20 protein-coding genes are annotated in these 17,210 nt (G+C 65.7%); 8 read left to right on the forward strand and 12 right to left on the reverse strand.

Annotation, left to right across the window (positions count from 1 at the left end; genetic code table 11):
• The first annotated feature begins 12 nt into the window (after nt 1-12).
• Nucleotides 13-831, forward strand: coding sequence for an aldolase (locus tag ACFOOQ_RS14585; protein ID WP_379727945.1), 819 nt, complete (start codon nt 13-15; stop codon nt 829-831).
• Nucleotides 832-835: 4 nt separating this feature from the next.
• Here ACFOOQ_RS14585 and ACFOOQ_RS14590 read toward each other — a convergent pair whose 3' ends face one another.
• A complete protein-coding gene (locus tag ACFOOQ_RS14590; protein WP_379727947.1) occupies nt 836-2,047 on the reverse strand; it encodes an MFS transporter in 1,212 nt (403 codons plus the stop codon).
• Nucleotides 2,048-2,311: 264 nt separating this feature from the next.
• Between ACFOOQ_RS14590 and ACFOOQ_RS14595 the strand changes: the two genes are divergently transcribed.
• Both ACFOOQ_RS14595 and ACFOOQ_RS14600 read left to right on the forward strand, forming a co-directional pair.
• Nucleotides 2,312-3,316: an MBL fold metallo-hydrolase gene (locus ACFOOQ_RS14595; RefSeq protein WP_379727949.1), complete on the forward strand. Its 1,005-nt coding sequence runs from the start codon at nt 2,312-2,314 to the stop codon at nt 3,314-3,316.
• A gap of 116 nt (nt 3,317-3,432) precedes the next feature.
• The gene (locus ACFOOQ_RS14600) at nt 3,433-3,735 is read left to right on the forward strand and encodes a ferritin family protein (RefSeq protein WP_379727951.1); all 303 of its coding nucleotides are present in this window, start codon (nt 3,433-3,435) and stop codon (nt 3,733-3,735) included.
• A 36-nt stretch (nt 3,736-3,771) separates the two neighbouring features.
• On the opposite strand, the gene ACFOOQ_RS14605 is transcribed toward ACFOOQ_RS14600, so the two are convergent.
• Entirely contained in the window at nt 3,772-4,881 is a 1,110-nt protein-coding gene (locus ACFOOQ_RS14605) for a hypothetical protein (protein WP_379727953.1), read from the reverse strand.
• A gap of 202 nt (nt 4,882-5,083) precedes the next feature.
• Complete coding sequence (locus ACFOOQ_RS14610) at nt 5,084-5,521, reverse strand: DUF2147 domain-containing protein (RefSeq protein WP_379727955.1); 438 nt, start codon at nt 5,519-5,521, stop codon at nt 5,084-5,086.
• A gap of 262 nt (nt 5,522-5,783) precedes the next feature.
• Here ACFOOQ_RS14610 and ACFOOQ_RS14615 point away from each other — a divergent pair, with 262 nt between their 5' ends.
• Nucleotides 5,784-6,044 (forward strand): hypothetical protein, encoded by a 261-nt coding sequence (locus tag ACFOOQ_RS14615; protein ID WP_379727957.1) that lies wholly within the window; start codon nt 5,784-5,786, stop codon nt 6,042-6,044.
• Complete coding sequence (locus ACFOOQ_RS14620; protein WP_379727959.1) at nt 6,045-6,959, forward strand: transglutaminase family protein; 915 nt, start codon at nt 6,045-6,047, stop codon at nt 6,957-6,959.
• 177 nt (nt 6,960-7,136) lie between these two features.
• On the opposite strand, the gene ACFOOQ_RS14625 is transcribed toward ACFOOQ_RS14620, so the two are convergent.
• Together ACFOOQ_RS14625 and ACFOOQ_RS14630 are read right to left on the reverse strand one after the other, a co-directional pair.
• Entirely contained in the window at nt 7,137-8,267 is a 1,131-nt protein-coding gene (locus tag ACFOOQ_RS14625; RefSeq protein WP_379727961.1) for an SbmA/BacA-like family transporter, read from the reverse strand.
• Nucleotides 8,268-8,491: 224 nt separating this feature from the next.
• Entirely contained in the window at nt 8,492-9,118 is a 627-nt protein-coding gene (locus ACFOOQ_RS14630) for a trimeric intracellular cation channel family protein (RefSeq protein WP_379727963.1), read from the reverse strand.
• A 230-nt stretch (nt 9,119-9,348) separates the two neighbouring features.
• On the opposite strand from ACFOOQ_RS14630, the gene ACFOOQ_RS14635 reads away from it, so the two are divergent.
• Nucleotides 9,349-10,788: a hypothetical protein gene (locus ACFOOQ_RS14635; RefSeq protein WP_379727965.1), complete on the forward strand. Its 1,440-nt coding sequence runs from the start codon at nt 9,349-9,351 to the stop codon at nt 10,786-10,788.
• A 19-nt stretch (nt 10,789-10,807) separates the two neighbouring features.
• Here ACFOOQ_RS14635 and ACFOOQ_RS14640 read toward each other — a convergent pair whose 3' ends face one another.
• The 5 genes from ACFOOQ_RS14640 to ACFOOQ_RS14660 all read right to left on the reverse strand — a co-directional run bounded on the left by ACFOOQ_RS14640 (nt 10,808) and on the right by ACFOOQ_RS14660 (nt 13,181).
• Nucleotides 10,808-11,290 carry an SRPBCC family protein gene (locus tag ACFOOQ_RS14640; RefSeq protein WP_379727967.1) on the reverse strand — a complete coding sequence of 161 codons (483 nt, stop codon included), beginning with the start codon at nt 11,288-11,290 and terminating at the stop codon, nt 10,808-10,810.
• Nucleotides 11,291-11,332: 42 nt separating this feature from the next.
• On the reverse strand, nt 11,333-11,824 hold the full coding sequence (locus tag ACFOOQ_RS14645; protein WP_379727969.1) for an SRPBCC family protein: 492 nt from the start codon (nt 11,822-11,824) through the stop codon (nt 11,333-11,335).
• Entirely contained in the window at nt 11,821-12,174 is a 354-nt protein-coding gene (locus ACFOOQ_RS14650) for an ArsR/SmtB family transcription factor (RefSeq protein ID WP_379727971.1), read from the reverse strand. The genes ACFOOQ_RS14645 and ACFOOQ_RS14650 overlap by 4 nt, the downstream gene beginning before the upstream one ends.
• A gap of 93 nt (nt 12,175-12,267) precedes the next feature.
• Complete coding sequence (locus ACFOOQ_RS14655) at nt 12,268-12,756, reverse strand: hypothetical protein (RefSeq protein WP_379727973.1); 489 nt, start codon at nt 12,754-12,756, stop codon at nt 12,268-12,270.
• A gap of 8 nt (nt 12,757-12,764) precedes the next feature.
• Nucleotides 12,765-13,181, reverse strand: a complete 417-nt coding sequence (locus ACFOOQ_RS14660; protein WP_379727975.1) for an acyl-CoA thioesterase — start codon at nt 13,179-13,181, stop codon at nt 12,765-12,767.
• A gap of 93 nt (nt 13,182-13,274) precedes the next feature.
• On the opposite strand from ACFOOQ_RS14660, the gene parE reads away from it, so the two are divergent.
• Nucleotides 13,275-15,242, forward strand: a complete 1,968-nt coding sequence (gene parE, locus ACFOOQ_RS14665) for a DNA topoisomerase IV subunit B (RefSeq protein ID WP_379727977.1) — start codon at nt 13,275-13,277, stop codon at nt 15,240-15,242.
• A gap of 22 nt (nt 15,243-15,264) precedes the next feature.
• Nucleotides 15,265-16,011 carry a hypothetical protein gene (locus ACFOOQ_RS14670; RefSeq protein ID WP_379727979.1) on the forward strand — a complete coding sequence of 249 codons (747 nt, stop codon included), beginning with the start codon at nt 15,265-15,267 and terminating at the stop codon, nt 16,009-16,011.
• Here the strand turns inward: ACFOOQ_RS14670 and ACFOOQ_RS14675 are convergent.
• Together ACFOOQ_RS14675 and ACFOOQ_RS14680 are read right to left on the reverse strand one after the other, a co-directional pair.
• Nucleotides 15,929-16,627: an alpha/beta fold hydrolase gene (locus ACFOOQ_RS14675; RefSeq protein ID WP_379727981.1), complete on the reverse strand. Its 699-nt coding sequence runs from the start codon at nt 16,625-16,627 to the stop codon at nt 15,929-15,931. The two genes, ACFOOQ_RS14670 and ACFOOQ_RS14675, sit on opposite strands and share 83 nt — an antisense overlap.
• Before the next feature lie 16 nt (nt 16,628-16,643).
• On the reverse strand, nt 16,644-17,186 hold the full coding sequence (locus ACFOOQ_RS14680) for a hydrolase (protein ID WP_379727983.1): 543 nt from the start codon (nt 17,184-17,186) through the stop codon (nt 16,644-16,646).
• Nucleotides 17,187-17,210: the final 24 nt, after the last annotated feature.

Genomic DNA, 17,210 nt, shown 5'->3' on the forward strand with positions numbered 1-17,210 from the left:
AGAGAAGCATTCATGGCCCACGTCTTCACCGCCACCGCCGGCACGACATCACCCTCGGGTGCCACGGCGCCGCGGGACCTGCCGAATCGCCCGCCGCTTGACAGCGAGAGCGTGCGCCAGGCCCGCATCGATCTCGCTGCCTGTTTCCGCATGGCGGCACGGCTCGGCCTGCATGAGGGCATCTGCAACCATTTCTCGGCCATGCTGCCGGGCTACGACGACCTGTTTCTGGTCAACGCCTATGGCTATGCCTTCAGCGAGGTGACCGCCTCGAACCTGCTGGTCTGCGATTTCGACGGCAACGTCGTGGCCGGCGACGGTGCGCCGGAGGCAACGGCTTTCTATATCCACGGCCGGCTGCACAAGGCACTGCCGCGCGCCCGCGTCGCCTTGCACACTCATATGCCTCATGCCACGGCGCTCAGCATGACGGACGGTCCGCCGCTGATCTTCGCCGGCCAGACAGCGCTGAAATTCTGGGGCCGCGTCGCCGTCGATGCCAGCTACAACGGGCTGGCGCTTGACACCAGTGAGGGCGACCGCATCGCCGGTGCCATCGGCGATGCCGATATCGTCTTCATGAAACACCATGGCGTGATGGTACTGGGCGACAATATCGCCAGCACCTGGGACGACCTCTATTACCTTGAGCGCGCCTGCCAGGTGCAATGCATCGCCGAGAGCACCGGCCGCAAGCTGCTGCCGGTGCCAAAAGAAATCGCCGAGCTGACCGCGCGGCAGATGCGCGAAGGCGACGGCAGCTCGGCGCGCAGCCATCTCGACAGCATGCGCCGTCGCCTCGACCGCGAGGAGCCGGACTACCGGCTGTAACCCTCTAGGCGGCAGCCGGCTTCAGGGTCGCGGCCAGCACCATGGCAATCAGTGCCGCCACCGCGCAGGTGAGGAACACCGACGGATAGCCGAAGCCGTCGGCGACCAGCCCCATGGCCGGGCCGGCGACACCGACCGCGAGGTCGAAGAAGGCAATGAAGCCGCCGACGGCAATGCCGCGACTCTGCGGCGCGACGCGGCGGATCGCCTCGACGCCCATGGCCGGGAAGACCAGCGAAAAGCCGATGCCGGTAACGGTGGCGCCGGCGAAGGCGACCAGCGGCGTCGCCGCCATGAACATCAGCCCCTGCCCGGCCGCCTGGATCGCCAGCGAGACCAGCCCGACCCTGGTGCCGCCATGACGGTCCGGCAGGCCGGCGAAGAACAGTCGCACCAGGATGTAGCCGCCGGCAAAGCCGCTGAGCGCCAGGCCGGCCCCCGGCCAGCCATGGGCGCCGTAATACAGTGTCACGAAAGCGGCCAGCGCGCCGAACGACATGGCGCCGAGGCCGAGCACCAGGCCCGGCTGCCAGATCAGGCCGATGACACGATAGAAAGCGACGCGCGGCCCGGCCGGCATCGGTGCGATGCCCTTGCGCAGCAGTGCAATCGCCAGTGCCGGCAGCGGCACGGCGGCCGCCACGCCGGCGGCAGCCACGAAGCCGTAAGCGTTCAGCAGCCACAGGCCGAGCGGCGCACCCAGCCCGGTGGCACCGAAGATGGCGATGCCCTGCCAGGCCATGACGCGGCCGGTATTCTGCACGCCCACCGTGGCAATCGCCCAGGTCATGGTGCCGGTGAGGAACAGGCTTTCGGCGCAGCCGAGCAGCAGCCGTCCGGCCAGCAGGATGGCGAGGCTGGCATTGGCGCCGACCGGCGCCAGTGCCGAAACGAGATAGAGGCAGCCGGCCAGCGTGGCCATCGGCAGGCCGAGCAGCACCGCGGTCTTCACGCCGCGACGGTCGCAGGTGGTGCCGGCATATTGCCGGGTCAGCACGGTGGCAATCGACTGGATGCCGATCACCCAGCCGACCATGATGGTGCCGAAGCCGAGCGTGCCATGCACCTGGGCGGGCAGCACCGGCAGCGGAATGCCGATTGCCAGCATGCCGAGGAAGACGATGGCGACGAAGGGCAGCAGCCGCAGCAGCACGGCCTTCGGGTCCGAGGAAACGGCGGCGCTGGCGGAAGATACGGGGGAAGCCTGAGCGGTCATCAAAAGCACCTAGACGGGTCGCCTGCCATCGCAACACCGCCTGCACGGCAGGCGGAATCAGGGCGGCAGGACCAGGTGCGTTGAGTGACGTTAACGCTTACGGCCACGCGGCAGGACACCGCGGACATCTGCTGCCGGAATAGCCGGCCTCAGCCTGCTCTGTCAAGCCAGCAACCCGGGGGCACTGTGACCGCGGTCGCTGCGATGGCCTGCAACCATAGTAACCTGCAGGAAACAGGGATCAGACCCAGAAAGCAGAAGCGCATGGCCCGACCGCCCCTCCAGAAAGCGACCAGCCGGCCGGCCCATCACGGTCCGGACGGACGCTTCCGCAATCCCTCTGGCAGCCCGGCACGCAATGCCGGCCTGGGCGACATGCTGCCGTTCCTGTGGCGCATGACGCGCAAGCGCGGCCATCTGACCGTGCCCCCCGCAGGCCATGTGCTGTCGCCGGCAGAGGTGCGGGCCGGCATGGCGCGGCTCGGCAATCACGACCGGCTGACCTGGCTCGGCCATGTCGCCTTCCTGATGCGCATCAATGGCGTCACCCTGCTGACCGATCCGTATCTCTCGGCCAATGCCGGGCCGGGCCGCTTCGGGCCGCGTCGCTATGTGCCGCCGGCGCTCGGCGTCACCGACCTGCCGCCGCTCGACCTGCTGCTGGTCAGTCACAACCACTACGACCATCTCGATGCCGCCACCGTTGCCGCGCTGCCCGGCAAGGATCGTCTCCGGGTCGTCGTGCCGCTCGGCCTCGGCGGCTTTTTCCGCCAGCGCGGCTATGCCCATATCGACGAACTCGACTGGTACGACAGCATCGACCATGCCGGGGTGACGGTGACGGCCACGCCGGCCGTGCATTTCTCGCGGCGCGGCTTGCGCGACACCAACCGCACGCTCTGGGCCGGCTTTGTCGTCACATCAAAGGCTGATGGCCGCCAGTTGTATTTTTCCGGCGATACGGCCCATGGCGCGGTGTTCCGCGAGATGGGCCAACGCCTCGGCCCCATCGACCTCGCGCTGGTTGGCATCGGCGCCTATGAGCCGCGCATCATCATGCAGGCGAGCCACGCGACGCCCGAAGAAGCCGTCGCCATCGCCCGCGACATCGGTGCGAAGCGCCTGATCGGCATGCATTGGGGCACCGTCGTGCTGGCCGACGAGCCGCAGTTCGAGGCGCCGGAGCGGCTGGCCCGCGCCGCCGCCGCGGCCGGCTATGCGCCGCATGAGGCCGGTATCATGAAGATCGGCGAGACGCTGGCGTTCTGACATATCCCAGGCGACACAACGCCGACGGTTTCCTGCCTCTTTTCTGCCATCTGCCGGACCTAGCCTCGGGAGCATCCCACCCCGACCGGCAAAACAGAAAAACCAGAGGAACCCCCATGTCGAGCGAACATCTGCATGCCCCGCGCGAACGCCTGAGCAAGAAGACCCTGGCGATGCATCATGCCATCGTCTCGCTGATGGAAGAGCTCGAGGCCGCCGACTGGTACCGCCAGCGCGCCGACGACTGCGAGGACAAGGCGCTGAAGGCGGTCCTGCTGCACAACATGCGCGAGGAAATCGAACATGCGGCGATGGTGCTGGAATGGCTGCGCCGCAACGACGAGGATTTCGCCAGGCAGATGAAGGATTACCTCTTCACCGAGGGCGATATTACCGAGCTGGAAGAGAAAAAAAGCTGACGCACTGGGTCACACGGATCGGCGGGTTCGTGCAGATCAGAAACGCAGGGCCACCGCCAGCCGCGCGGCCGTATCATACAGGCTGACGTCGTTGCCGAGGCCGGAATCGGCGGCCAGTGCGGTATCATAGCTGAGCGAATAATCCGCCATCACGCGCAGCCCGTGACCGGCCAGCACGGCCGGCTTCCACACCGCCTGCACGCCGAAGGTGTTGCGGTAATCATCCCGCGCCGCAGTGTCGCTGTCATAGGGATTGCTGCGGGTGATACCGAAGTCGTTGCGCGTGGTCAGGCTGACGTCGCTGGCCAGCGGCATGGTGACGAAGACACCCGGCGAGATCACCCGGCGCTCCTCGTAAATGCTCCATTCGCTGCTGCTGCTGGCCGACAGGCCGAACTGCCAGCCGCCTGGCCGGCCCCAGGTCGTGGCAATGCGCTGTTGCAGGGCACGGTAATTCTGCAGCGGATCCTCGGCAAAGAAGAAGCTGTCATAGCCCGCCGACAGCGTAACCGACAGGTTGCGCGTCAGATTGGTCGACAGCCGGTTGCCGACACCGACACGGGTCTGGCCAGCCATCGCGTCGCCCCAGTTCACCGAGACATCCGGTTCCACCGCCAGCGTCACGCCAGGTATGGCTGCATAGACCACGCTGAGGCCGCTGCTGGCATCATAGGTCTGCACATCCGCACTGTTGTCGGCATCGGGCGCCTGGCTCAGCGCACTGTGGCTGTGGACCTGGAGGTCGCCGCGAACCGGCACGTCATAGGCCGCGCTCAGCAGGCCGCTGGCGTCATCGCTGCGCGACACGGTCAGGCCGAGGCCATCACCCGCAGCATCGATACCGCTCAATCGCGACACCGGCGAAAGCTCGGGCAGGGCGCCGGCCGGAAACACGATGGCGTAGGGATCGATGTCGCGCCAGGCGATGTCCGGCACCACCTCGACCACGGCGGCCGGCGGCACCTGCAGGACGGCCGGCGCCGGTGTGTCAGCGGCCGGTGGCGGCAGCACAGCACTGCAATAGACCGGATCGCCGGGGCCGGGAAACAGCGGACAGGGGCCGAGCAGCGGTGCGGCCAGGTCAAGCGGACCGGCCTGCGCCGGCGTCATCCCGCCGCACAGCGCCGTTCCACCAGCCAACACCATGGTTGCCCATAGCGCGACCCGCAGCCGTCTGCCGACAGATCCCCTCGCCCCGTATGGCACGCCGAACCCTCTTCGCCTGCAACTCGACTACCAGATTTAACCGAAATCCTTACCGCTGTTTTACCGGTCACAGAATGATCACGGAAAGCGGGCGAATTTGTGGCGCGGCGCTTCGGCTGCAGCAGGGCCGCTCTTGCCGGGATCAGCGGATACGGCGCCAGACTCTGGTCCTGCCGAAGATCGGCAGCAGGCCATAAGCCCGCACCCGCAGGCTGCCGTCATCGTTGATCGACATGTTTGCGTGATAGTTCGCGCCATCCTCCGGATTGTAGATCTTGCCATCCTCCCAGGTCCGCTCACCGGTGCGGCGCAAACCATAGAGAATGACGAGCCCAAGCAATGGGCGGCCGCGCAGGCCGGGATCCCTGTTCTTCAGGTCGACGACCGGCAGTCCCTGATCGTCATTCGGCCATCTGAACCACAACAGGGTGCCACAGAGGAATTCGCCGCAGGGGGCGATCTGCACCTGGATGCGGCCGCTGTCATCCTGCCACACGCCAACCGGCGTTGCGCTCTGCGCAATGGCCAGCGGCGCAGCAAACAGCAGGGCAAACAGGAGAAGTCCGGCGATTCGCAGCATGGTCATGACATCCGTTGCCCCACTGCCCCTGAATCGCAAGCATAGCAGGTCCGGCCGGCAAAGACTGCCAATTCCTGGCACAGATGCCCTGCCGAAGATGGCTGTTTCCGGCGCGATTCAGAATACCCTTGCCGTCCGCTTCCGCGGGGCAGAAGATGGTGAAAGAGCGATTCCGGAAAAACAGACCGTTCGCTGCCGGCACCGGGCCTGCCGATGTCCGCTGCCGGGCAATGGCGTTTGCACCGGAGAAAGGCTGGTTCACATGTCCGCCCGCAGCACGGAGACCACCATCACCTTCCTGCATCCCTTCAGCCTCAGTGTGCTGGACAAGCCACTGCCGGCCGGCCGCTATCTCGTCATCACCGAAGAAGACGAAATCGCCGGCGTCTCGTTCCAGGCGTTTCACCGCACGGCGACACTGCTGCACCTGCCGGCCATCGGAGGCAGCAGTTCCATGCAGCAGCTCGTTACCGTCAATCCGGACGAACTGGAAGCCGCGCAGCACGCCGACCGGCAGGCCTGAATGCTGCTCGGCATCCACCACCGCACCACCTATCTGTATCACCGGCCGGTCAGCCTCGGCCCGCACCGCCTGATGCTGCGGCCGCGCGAAAGCCCGACACTGCGGTTGCTGTCGTTTGCGGTGGAGACCGCGCCACCGAGCCTGGTCAGCTGGAGCGATGACGTCTACGGCAATGCCATCGCCACGGCGATGCCGCTGTGGGCCGCCGATTGCCTGACCATCGACAGTCACGTGCGCGTCGACATCCTGGCCGGACCGCCGCCGCAGCTTGCCGGCCGGGCCGGTCGCTACCCTTTCCGCTATACCGACAGCGAGTGGAACGACCTCGGCCCGCTGGCCCGGCCGCAGCACCAGGACCCGCAGGGCGAACTGCAGGCTTGGGCGCAGGCCTTCGTCGCGGCCCATCCGACCGACACGCTGTCGCTGCTGCGCGACCTCAATGCCGGCATCGCCGACTGGGTGTTCTACCAGAGCCGCGATGCCGAGGGCACCCAGACGCCGATGGAAACCCTGCGCCGCGGCTGGGGCTCGTGCCGCGACCTTGCCGTGCTGCTGGCCGAGGCGGTGCGCTGGCTCGGCTTCGGCGCCCGGCTGGTGTCCGGCTATGTCTACCTGCCCGGCCTCGATCTGCCCCGTCCGGATCAGGCCGGTCAGGCAGCCGCGGGCCCGGCGCCGGGCTCGACCCATGCCTGGGTCGAGATCTACCTGCCGGGGGCCGGATGGGTTGCCTTCGATCCGACCAACCGCAGCTATGGCAGCGACAACCTGGTGCCGGTCGCCGTCGCGCGCGACATCACGCAGTTGCCACCGGTCGACGGCAGCTTCACCGGCGCCACCGCCGACTATATCGGCATGCATGTGGGCGTCGAAGTCACCGCCCTGCAGGGCCAGATGCAGCCCGGCGGCTGGTCCTGACTATTCCGGCAGCCTGGCCTGCGCCGCCATCAGGGGTCAGCCATACGGGCCTCAGCCTTTAGCCGCTGCGCCTGCAAGATGACACGCAGTATGCGGTCCGTGCCACAACCGCGATCCCTACCGGCGTTTCCGGCGCGGAGTGATCGCGGGAACCGTGGCATTTAAAGGCGGAGTCCGTCACCCGTGTGGGGCTCCGGCTTCCTTCCCGCTGTCAGGTCCGCTGGCAACACCTGACGGCGGCAACGATGGAGTGATCCCGTCGAGCGTTACCAGCAGAGACCCCACGCGATTGGCCGAAGACGCCCATTCGGCCAGACGCGGATAATTGTCCACCAGCCAGCTAAACGCCGCCTGCACGATGACGAAGGCCGCCGACGCCTGCGTCACCTCGCCGAGCGTCATGGTGCCGGCAAGATATTTCGGCGCGCAAAAGGCGAGTGCGACAACCGGCGACAACAACAGGCTGCCACGTGCAATCAGGGTCGTCTGCATCAGTTGCCAGGCCAGATCGCGCCACCGGGCGATGACGAGCTCCAGTGCGCTCCATAACGCATCACGGTTTATCGAATTGTCATCCAGCAGCGCATTTTCGCGCAACCGGGTAGCCGAATGCCTCAGTTCAGCCTCGGCATTGTTCTTGCCTTCGAATACCTGCACCATGCGGCGCCCAATAACGAGCATGCCAGCCGTGGTGAATGCCGCATACGCGACAGCACCCAGCACGAGATAGCCGGGAATGACAATGTCGTGCCCCAGGCGGCGCGCATCGAAATCGCCACCAACACTCCAGAGCACCCCGATGAAGGTAAGTACGGTCAACAGGGACGACAGCAGGCCGATGCCGAGATCAATCGGGGCATCGGTCGCCACCCGCGCATCCTCGGCGATGCGGTATTCCGGATTGAGATCACCATCGAGCCGCAAGACCATCTGGCGATAGCCGCCATTCGAAAGCCACCGGTCGATCAGCTGCCGGCTCAGCCATTCCCGCCACTGGCGTTGCGCCTTCATGCGGCTCCATACCCCGGTGATCGCCACAGCAACACCGGCAACGGCAAGCGGCGCGAATACCAGAACCTGGCGGCCGATCATCGTACCGTCCTTGCGCTCCAGCGCGTCGAAGAAATCGCGGGTCCAGACATTCAGCCGATACTGCACCAGCAGCTCCAGAATCGGGGCGACGACAAGAATGGCAATCAAGCCCCTAGCTACACCGGTGGTCGGATCGCGCCAGAAGCCCGCGGCACATTGCCAGAACCGGATAAAAACCCGGTTCGGACCCGTGGTCGGACAGGCCCCATCATGCATTGGTCGCGATCCTCTGGTGCGGTGGCTGCTCGATGCCTAGCTGCGTCGGTCATGGCAGTACAAGACTGGCGCCGCCATGACTCGTCCGGTGGCGGACACACATCCGTCTCACCGGGCTATCGCAGGGTATCATGAAAACCGCGGCGCATTGCTGCATTCCGCTCCACCGCCGGGACGGCTGCAGCAGGCATGGTGCAGCAGAGATGGTTGCAGCAGCCCGGCAGTCAGTCGTTGCCATCGCCCGTTCCGGGCCAGCGCGCTGTCATGATGCGCCAGCCATAGCGGATCGCCAGCAGCCGGATGACGAAACACAGCAGGCCGCCGGCCGCGACGCCCGCCACCGGCGGCAGGCCCAGCGCATCGGCGGCCACCACCACCGCCGCACCAGCCAGCGCCGCCACCGCATAGACCTCGGCCTTCAATACCTGCGGTACCTGCGCCAGCAGCACGTCGCGCAGCATGCCGCCGCCGATGCCGCTCATGATGCCGAGCATCGCCGCCGCCAGCGGATTGATGTCGAACAGCAGCGCCTTCTGGGTGCCCAGCACGGCGAACAGCGCCAGCCCTGCCGCATCGAAGACCTGCACCGGATGGCGCAGGCGATGCACCAGCGGAAAGCAGAAGAACACCAGCAGCCCGGCAACACCGGCCAGCGCCGGATAGGCCCAGTCGCGGATCGCCGCCGGCGGCAGCGCGCCGATCAGCAGGTCGCGCAGGATACCGCCGGCCGAGGCGGCCGCGAAGCTGAGCACCAGCACGCCGAACAGGTCGAGCCGCTGGCGCACGCCGGCGGCAGCGCCCGACAGGGCGAAGACGAAGGTGCCGGTGTAGTCGAGGATGGTCAGCAGCATGGGAGCATGTACACACCGAGCCGCGTCATTTCTTGAACGAAGGCGACTCGGATCAAGGGATCAAACCGCAGTTGATTATACTCCGGTTCTGCCTGACGAAAAACAACACCACCGAACCGCCACCGATCACTCCGTAGGCTGTCGTCCAGACACGGCATGGCGTCGCTTGCCAACCGCCTGTCGCAAAACTGTTGAAAACAGGTGCCCGGGTATGGCCTCCTGTTGCAGAAATGACTGACAACGATCCCCCGTCGAACCGCGCCTCCAGGTCGACCCTGCAGAAGGTTGCCGACACCCTGCTCGGCCGTCACGAGCCGGCGGCCCATCCGGCCACGAAGTCCCGGGTAGCGGAACGTTCCCCCGCACTGGCCGAGATTCGCCGTTCCGAAGTCCCGTTGCCGGCGCGTCTTCAGGCCGGCACGCTGCAGCTCGTTGGCCTGGAATACATCCGCGAGGTGCTTGGCGATGACTGGGATCAGCGCCGGGACGTCATTCATCGTATCGTCGAGGGTATTTTTAAGCGTTATCTAGAACCCACTGACGCATATTACCGGATCGACGACGAACGTTTCCTGGTCCTCTTCACGCGGCTGCCGACCCATCAGGCAGAGGTCAAGGCCGAAGCCATCGCGCGCGAAGCCCAGCGCGCCATCATTGGCGAAATCCCTTCCGGCCATGACGTCACCGTCAAGTCACGGGTGGCGGAAGTCGACCGCAGCATGTTGATGCAGAAGATCGCCACGCTGGATGATCTGCTGGCCTATGTCGAGACCGGCATGCCGGTCGAAGAGGCCGATAACGTCCTGCTGTTCGATGAAGCGGGCCTCTCAGCGCAGGAACGAGCCGGCGCGACTCCGTTGACCGGCACTGGCCCCGACCTGACCGATCTGGACCAGTCAATGGCATCGCTGTTCCAGCGCAAAAGCGTGGCCGCCTATCTGAAGGAATGCAGTGCCCGTTTCTATCCCATTTTCAATGCCAGGCGGCGTGAATTCACGGCTTTCCAAGTCTGCGTCCTGCATGACGGGAACGATGCATCGCTCGACGACGACCCTTTTGCGCCGGACCCCGAAGAACTTCGCCTGCATCTGGATCGTTACGCGCTGCTGAGCGCCGCACTGGGGCTGCAGCGGATGGTGGGAAACAGTGTCAAGGGACTGATCGTTATCCCGGTCCATTACGAAATCCTGGTGACGGCGAAAACCCGCAACGTCTATCTCCAGCGCCTGCACGAAATTCCCGCCGGATTGTACAAGTACCTGGCGTTCAGCATCATCGGCACTCCCGCCGGCACGCCAACCGGCCGGATTTCCGACCTGCTGTCCTATCTGCAGCCGCTGTCCAACAAGCAGTCGCTGCGCATCCCGCCCGATCCGAAGCTGGTCGACCTCTATGGATCGGCAGGCGTACATGCGTTCTCGACGACCTGCGGTCCGGCGGAGATTCCTCTACGGAAACGAGCGGAGACGCTGGCCCTGTTTGCCCAACGGGTGCGCTCCTATCAGATGGAAAGCGCACTGTTCGACATTCGCGACAAGGACATGCTGGAGATCGGCATGGCCGCCGGTTTCACCCTGCTGATGGGCCCTGCCGTTGCCGAGACGACCGATGGCCCGGTTCCACTGGCGGAACTGCGCAAAGACCATCTGTCGGGCGTCGCCCGCATCTGACGCGACAAAGATTGTCTCGTTACAGCGACTGCCCCAGCTTGTCGAGCAGCCAGGCGCTGCCCTCCTCGCGACCTTTGGCGCCGTCGAAATCGTCGAGGAAGACACCCTGCTCGGTGAAGGTCAGCCGCGTCTTCGTGCCTTCGGGTTTCAGCTCGACGGTGGTCAGCGACACCGAGATGCGCGTGGTATCGAGATACATCTCGTAGGCATAGACGATGCGCTCGTTCGGAATGATGTCGTAATAATGCGCGTCGAAGACGTGCTGCTGGCCACCGGCCGGGCCGCCGCTGTGGTATTCGCGGCCGCCGACCCGGAAATCGAATTCGCGTGCCGTCTTCACCCAGCCATCGGGACCACCGAACCATTTCAGCTTGGCACCATCGTCGGCGAAGGCGGCGAACACGCGCGACGGCGACGCGTCGTAGACACGCTCGATGGTGAAAGTGGCGTGCCTGGCGATGCGCTGGAAGCTGGTGGAGGCGGAGGCGGCGGGCTTGCTCATGGTCTCGGTTCTCTCTGTTCAAAGCGGAGGATCGGGGATATTTCAGGCGGCCTGCGGGCGGCGCAGGTCCTCAGCCAGGTTGTCGAGGCCGAGGCGCATGCCCTCTTCCCGCCCCTTCACATCGGTCCAGTCGTCCAGATAGGCGCCTTGTTCGGTGAGCGTCAGCCGGGTCCGGCCGCTGCCTTCGGCCTGCAGTTGCACGGTCACCAGCGAAACCGAAATCCGCTGCGCATCCAGATGCATGGCGTAGGAATAGATGATGCGCTCGGCCGGCACGGTATCGTGATAGAGCGCATCGCACAGATGCACGATACCGCCTGGCGGGCCGGTGCGGATGGTCTCGCGCCCGCCGGGGCGGAAATCCAGCACATGCTCGACCGGCCATTCGCTGTGGCAGAAACTCCAGCGCTGCTTGGTCTCGACATCGGCGAAGGCGGCATAGACACGCGCCGGCGCGGCATCGTAGACGCGCTCGATGGTGAATTCGGCATGGATGACGCGATACGCAGCAGCCGTTGTCCTCTGCAGGGTCATGGTGTCTTTCCTTCGTCTTCGGGCTTGGTCGCAGCCAGGAAATCGCCGAGTGCGTCGAGCCGCCGTTCCCAGACGGCCTTGCGTTCGGCGATCCACTGCTCGGCGCGGGTCAGCGGCTCCGGGTTGAAACTCAGCAGATGCTCCCGCCCCTGTTTGCGCCGGCGCACCAGGTCGGCGCGTTCCAGCAGCTGGATATGCTTGGAGACGGCATTCAGCGACATCTGGAAAGGCGCGGCCAGGTCCGTCACCCGCGCCTCGCCGCCGCTGTCCGACAGCCGTTGCAGGATGGCCCGCCGGGTCGGGTCGGCCAGCGCCAGCAGGGTGTGGTCGAGTTGGGTTGTTTCGAGCATGGACCCCAATACTCAACCTTTTCGTTGAATGTCAAGCCAAGAATCCACGCCAACTCCACATACGATCTCAACTGACTGGTTTAATTGATAGAATCAGGCATCCTTGGCGACGCGCAGGAAGACCTCGCCCACCAGCAGGTGGGTGATCTCGCCGCGGCCATCGTCGAGCGGCAGGATGAGGCGATCGAACTGCAGGATCTTCGGCCCGTCCCAGCGGGTGACGCTGACATGGAACGGCCGCGCCTCGCTGAGCGCCAGGCCGAAATGCTGGCGGATCACCGGCCGGGTCTCAAAGGTACGGCCGTCCGGCCCCGGCTGCAGGCCGCTGCCCCCGATCGCCGCCGTGCGGCGATAGCCCTCGCCCATCGCCTGGTAGGGAAAGCGGCGGTCGGCATCGACCTCCACCATGGCGAGATCGGCCAGCCCCGGCAGGGTCTCGACCGGCGGCAAGGCCGAATAGGCGGCGAGCAGCGCGTTGCCGCGCACCTCGTCATAGACGGCCTTCAGGGCCAGCAACGCCGGCGCGACGATCTCGTCGGCCGCCCAATGCCCTTCGCCGCGATGTTCGGTGCCGTCCGCCATGCCGCCCTCTATCCCTGCGGCACCGGCCGCGGCCGGCCGTGTTCGTCGATCGCCACGTAGGTGTAGACGCCTTCGGTGACCTTGATCTCGGTGGGGTCGAGCCGGCGCGCCACGATGGTCTCCATCTTCACCGCCATCGAACTGCGGCCGACCCGAATCACCCGGCCGTAGATCGAGACGATGTCGCCGACCTTGATCGGCTGGTGGAAGGTCATCGCGTCGACCGCCACGGTGACCACGCGACCCTGGGCGCGGCGCGCGGCGATAATGCCGCCGGCGATATCCATCTGGCTGAGCACCCAGCCGCCGAAAATGTCGCCGTTACCGTTCATGTCGGCGGGCATCGGTGCCGAGCGGATCACCGGCTCGCCACGCTCCGCCGGGGACAGCATGGCGCCACCGCCGACGGTGTCGGGAACAGTCATCTTGGTACCATATGTTGGTTGTTTCCAGAAACCCCGCCACAGTATACTGTGGCCACCAAATCCGTCACCCCTTAATCCGATTCCGTGAGCAGAATGAACGACTTGTTCCAGTCCGGGACCAAGGCAGGGTCCGATTACACCGCCAAGGACATCGAGGTTCTCGAAGGCCTCGAGCCGGTCCGCCGCCGCCCCGGCATGTATATCGGCGGCACCGACGAACGTGCCCTGCACCATTTGTTTGCCGAGGTGCTCGATAATTCCATGGACGAGGCCGTGGCCGGCCATGCCGACCGTATCGAGGTCGAGTTTCAGGCCGATGGCAGCCTGCGGGTCATGGACAACGGCCGCGGCATCCCGATCGACCGGCATCCGAAATTCAAGGACAAGTCGGCGCTGGAGGTGATCCTCACCACGCTGCACTCCGGCGGCAAGTTTTCCTCCAAGGTCTATTCCACCGCCGGCGGCCTGCACGGCGTCGGCATTTCGGTGGTCAACGCGCTGTCCGACCGGCTGGTGGTCGAGGTTGCTCGCGACCGCGAACTGTGGCGCCAGCATTATTCGCGCGGCACGCCGCAGTCCAAGCTGGAAAAGGTCGGCGCGACGCCGAACCGCCGCGGCACCACGGTGGTCTTCCACCCCGACGAGCAGATCTTCGGCAAGGGTGCGCATTTCCGTGCCGCCCGGCTGTTCAAGATGGCGCGCTCGAAGGCCTATCTCTATCCGGGCGTGAAGATCCACTGGTCCTGCGCCGCCGAACTGATCCCCGCCGGCGACGAGACGCCGACCGAGGCTGTGCTGCATTTCCCCGGCGGCCTGCAGGACTATCTTTCGGCCCAGCTCGAAGGCCAGAGCACGGTGACGCCGGTGCCCTTCGCCGGTCGTGCCCAGCTTGGCGGCGAACGCGGCCAGGTCGAATGGGCGATCCACTGGCCGCAGGAGATCGACGAGGGCTGGCTCAACTCTTACTGCAACACGGTAACCACGCCGGAAGGCGGTACCCACGAGGCCGGCTTCCGCACCGCCCTGCTGCGCGGCTTCAAGGATTATGCCGAGCTGACCAACACCAAGAAGGCCTCGCAGATCACTGCAGACGATATTGTCGGCGGCGGCGCGGCGATGCTGTCGGTGTTCATCAAGGACCCGCAGTTCCAGGGCCAGACCAAGGACAGGCTGGTCACCGTCGAGGCGCAGAAGCTGGTCGAACAGGCAATCAAGGATCATTTCGATCACTGGCTGGCCGGCGCACCGCAGCAGGCCAATACCCTGCTCGCCCATATCATCGAGCGTGCGGAAGACCGCCTGCGCCGCCGCGCGGAAAAGGACGTCAGCCGCAAGTCGGCGACCCGCAAGCTGCGCCTGCCCGGCAAGCTGGCCGACTGCGCCGACGAGGCTGCCAACGGCTCGGAGATCTTCATCGTCGAGGGCGACAGCGCCGGCGGCTCGGCCAAGCAGGCGCGCGACCGCCGTATCCAGGCGGTGCTGCCCTTGCGCGGCAAGATCCTCAACGTCGCCTCGGCCGGCTCGGGCAAGCTTGCCGCCAACCAGGAACTCAGCGACCTGGTGCAGGCGCTCGGCTGCGGCCTCGGCAGCAAGTATCGTGCCGAGGACCTGCGCTACGACAAGGTCATCATCATGACCGATGCCGATGTCGACGGCGCCCATATCGCCTCGCTGCTGATGACGTTCTTCTTCCGCGAGATGCCGAAGCTGATCGAGCATGGCCATCTCTATCTGGCGCAGCCGCCGCTCTACCGCATCAGCGCCGGCGGCAAAACCGCCTATGCGATGGACGATGCCGACAAGGACAGCCTGATCGCCACCGAGTTCAAGGGTCGCAAGGTCGAGATCAGCCGCTTCAAGGGCCTTGGCGAGATGCCGCCGGCCCAGCTGAAAGAAACCACCATGAGCCCGAAGAACCGCACGCTGCTGCGCGTGCAGGTTCCGGTCGACGAGGTGCGCGAAGCCGACGATCTGGTCGAACGGCTGATGGGCCGCAAGGCAGAGCTGCGATTCCAGTTCATCCAGGAACGCGCTGCCTTCGCCACCGACATCGACGTCTGAGCCGGCACGGAACGGCGATGCCATGATGGAAGCCGGCCCCGACGGCTTTTCCCTGGTGGCGGCGCTGGCAATCGTCATCATGCTGTGCGGCACGACGGCGATGCTGACCTTGGTCGTGAAGCATCCCGAAGGACAAGGCCCGCAATTCTGGGCACCGGCCTATATGCTGACGATGGCCAGCACCGTCGTAATGGTGGTCCGTCCGCCACAGCATGATCCGGTGGTGGCGCTGATCGGCAGTGCGGCTTTTGTGCTGTCCTACATGCTGCTGCTGATCGGCTATGCGCGTTTTCTCCGGCGGCCGCCACTATGGTGGCCGACCATCGCCGTCCTGTCGGTCTATATCGTGGCGCTGGTCTGGTTCACACTGGCAGCACCACAGCCCGGCATGCGCGTCGGCATCAACTCGCTTGCCGTCGCCCTCTTCACCGGCGCCACCTGCTTTATCCTGCTGCACGACATGCGGGACGCGCTGTTCCACAGCCAGGCCTTTCTGGCCACGGTCTTCGGCATCGCAGCAGCCATTGCCGTAATACGCAGCCTGCTCGCCTTTCTCGGCCTGCTGTCCGGCGGCGGCTTCACCGAGGGTCCGCTCGGCGAGGGCGCCTATCTGGTGCCGGCCATCCACCTGCTGCTGGTGGCCGGCGGCACCCGCATGATGCTGTTCCAGCACCGCCGACAGCGTTTCAGCGGGTCAGCCAGCGACGCAGGGCTTCCGCCACCTGATCCGGGGTTTCCATCGGCGGCAGGTGGCCGGCCGCCTCGATGATGGTCAGTTCGGCACCTGGAATCAGGGCCGCCATCTCCTCATGCACCTCGACCGGCGTCAGCTTGTCGACCCGGCCGCACAGCACCAGGGTCGGCAGCCTGTAGCCCGGCAGGAACGGCCGGCTGTCCGGTCGGCCCATGATTGCGGTCTGCTGCTGCAGATAGCCGTCGCGGCCGATCTCTTCCGCCATCGCCATCAGCCGGTCAACCAGCGCCTTGTCCTGCTGGTTGTCCGGATGCAGCAGATAGGGAATGAGCTGCGGCGTGATGCCCTTGAAACGGCCGGTCTTCGCCAGTTGCAGAAAGCCGCTGCGCGTCCTGGTCTGCTCCGGACTATCGGGTCGCGCCGAGGTGTCCAGCAGCGCCAGCCGGATCACCCGCTCCGGCGCCTGGCGCATGATTTCGTGACAGATATAGCCGCCCATCGACAGGCCGCAGAGGGCGAAGCGGTCCGGCGCCTCGGCCAGCACGGCCCGCGCCATGTCAACCACGCTATCCATGTGGTACTGCCCCGACGGCACAATGCACTGGGCATCCCCCGACAGGCGCGCGACCTGTTCGCGCCAGAAATCATCGGTCAACAGCAGCCCGGGAACAAAAACCAGCGGCTGGCGCATACGGCAGTCCTTTGTTTTACTTGATCAGGGAAGTGACGGCCTTGAAGGCGGGATGCGCCGCCGTGCCGAGCCATTCGAACAGGCACATTTCCGTGGTCACCAGCGTCACGCCGGCCACTGCCATGCGCTGCTGCGCCACGGCCACGCTGTCGGCATGGCGCGACGAGGTGGCATCGGCCACCACCACCACGTGATAGCGGGCGGCCGCGAGCTGCAGGGCGGTCTGCAGCACGCAGACATGTGCCTCGATTCCGGCGATGACCACATGCCGCCGGTCGCTGTCGGCGATATGGGCGCGAACGGCCGGATCGGCATAGGCCGAGAAATCGCGCTTGGCCAGGACCGGCGCATCGCCCGCCGCCGCGCGCACCGGCGCCACCGTGGCGCCGAGGCCCTGGGGGTACTGCTCGGTCAGCAGAATCGGGACGTCGAGCGCCTGTGCCGCCTGCAGCAGGCGGACGGTGTTCTGCACCACCCGGTCGCCGTCCATCATGACAGGCAGCAGGCGATCCTGGATATCGACGACGAGCAGCAGGCTGTCGGCAGCGGAAAGAAGCATGATCGGACTCCGGACGATAAAATA

It is taken from the genome of Ferrovibrio xuzhouensis (assembly GCF_042648965.1).
GTDB classification, from domain to species: domain Bacteria; phylum Pseudomonadota; class Alphaproteobacteria; order Ferrovibrionales; family Ferrovibrionaceae; genus Ferrovibrio; species Ferrovibrio xuzhouensis.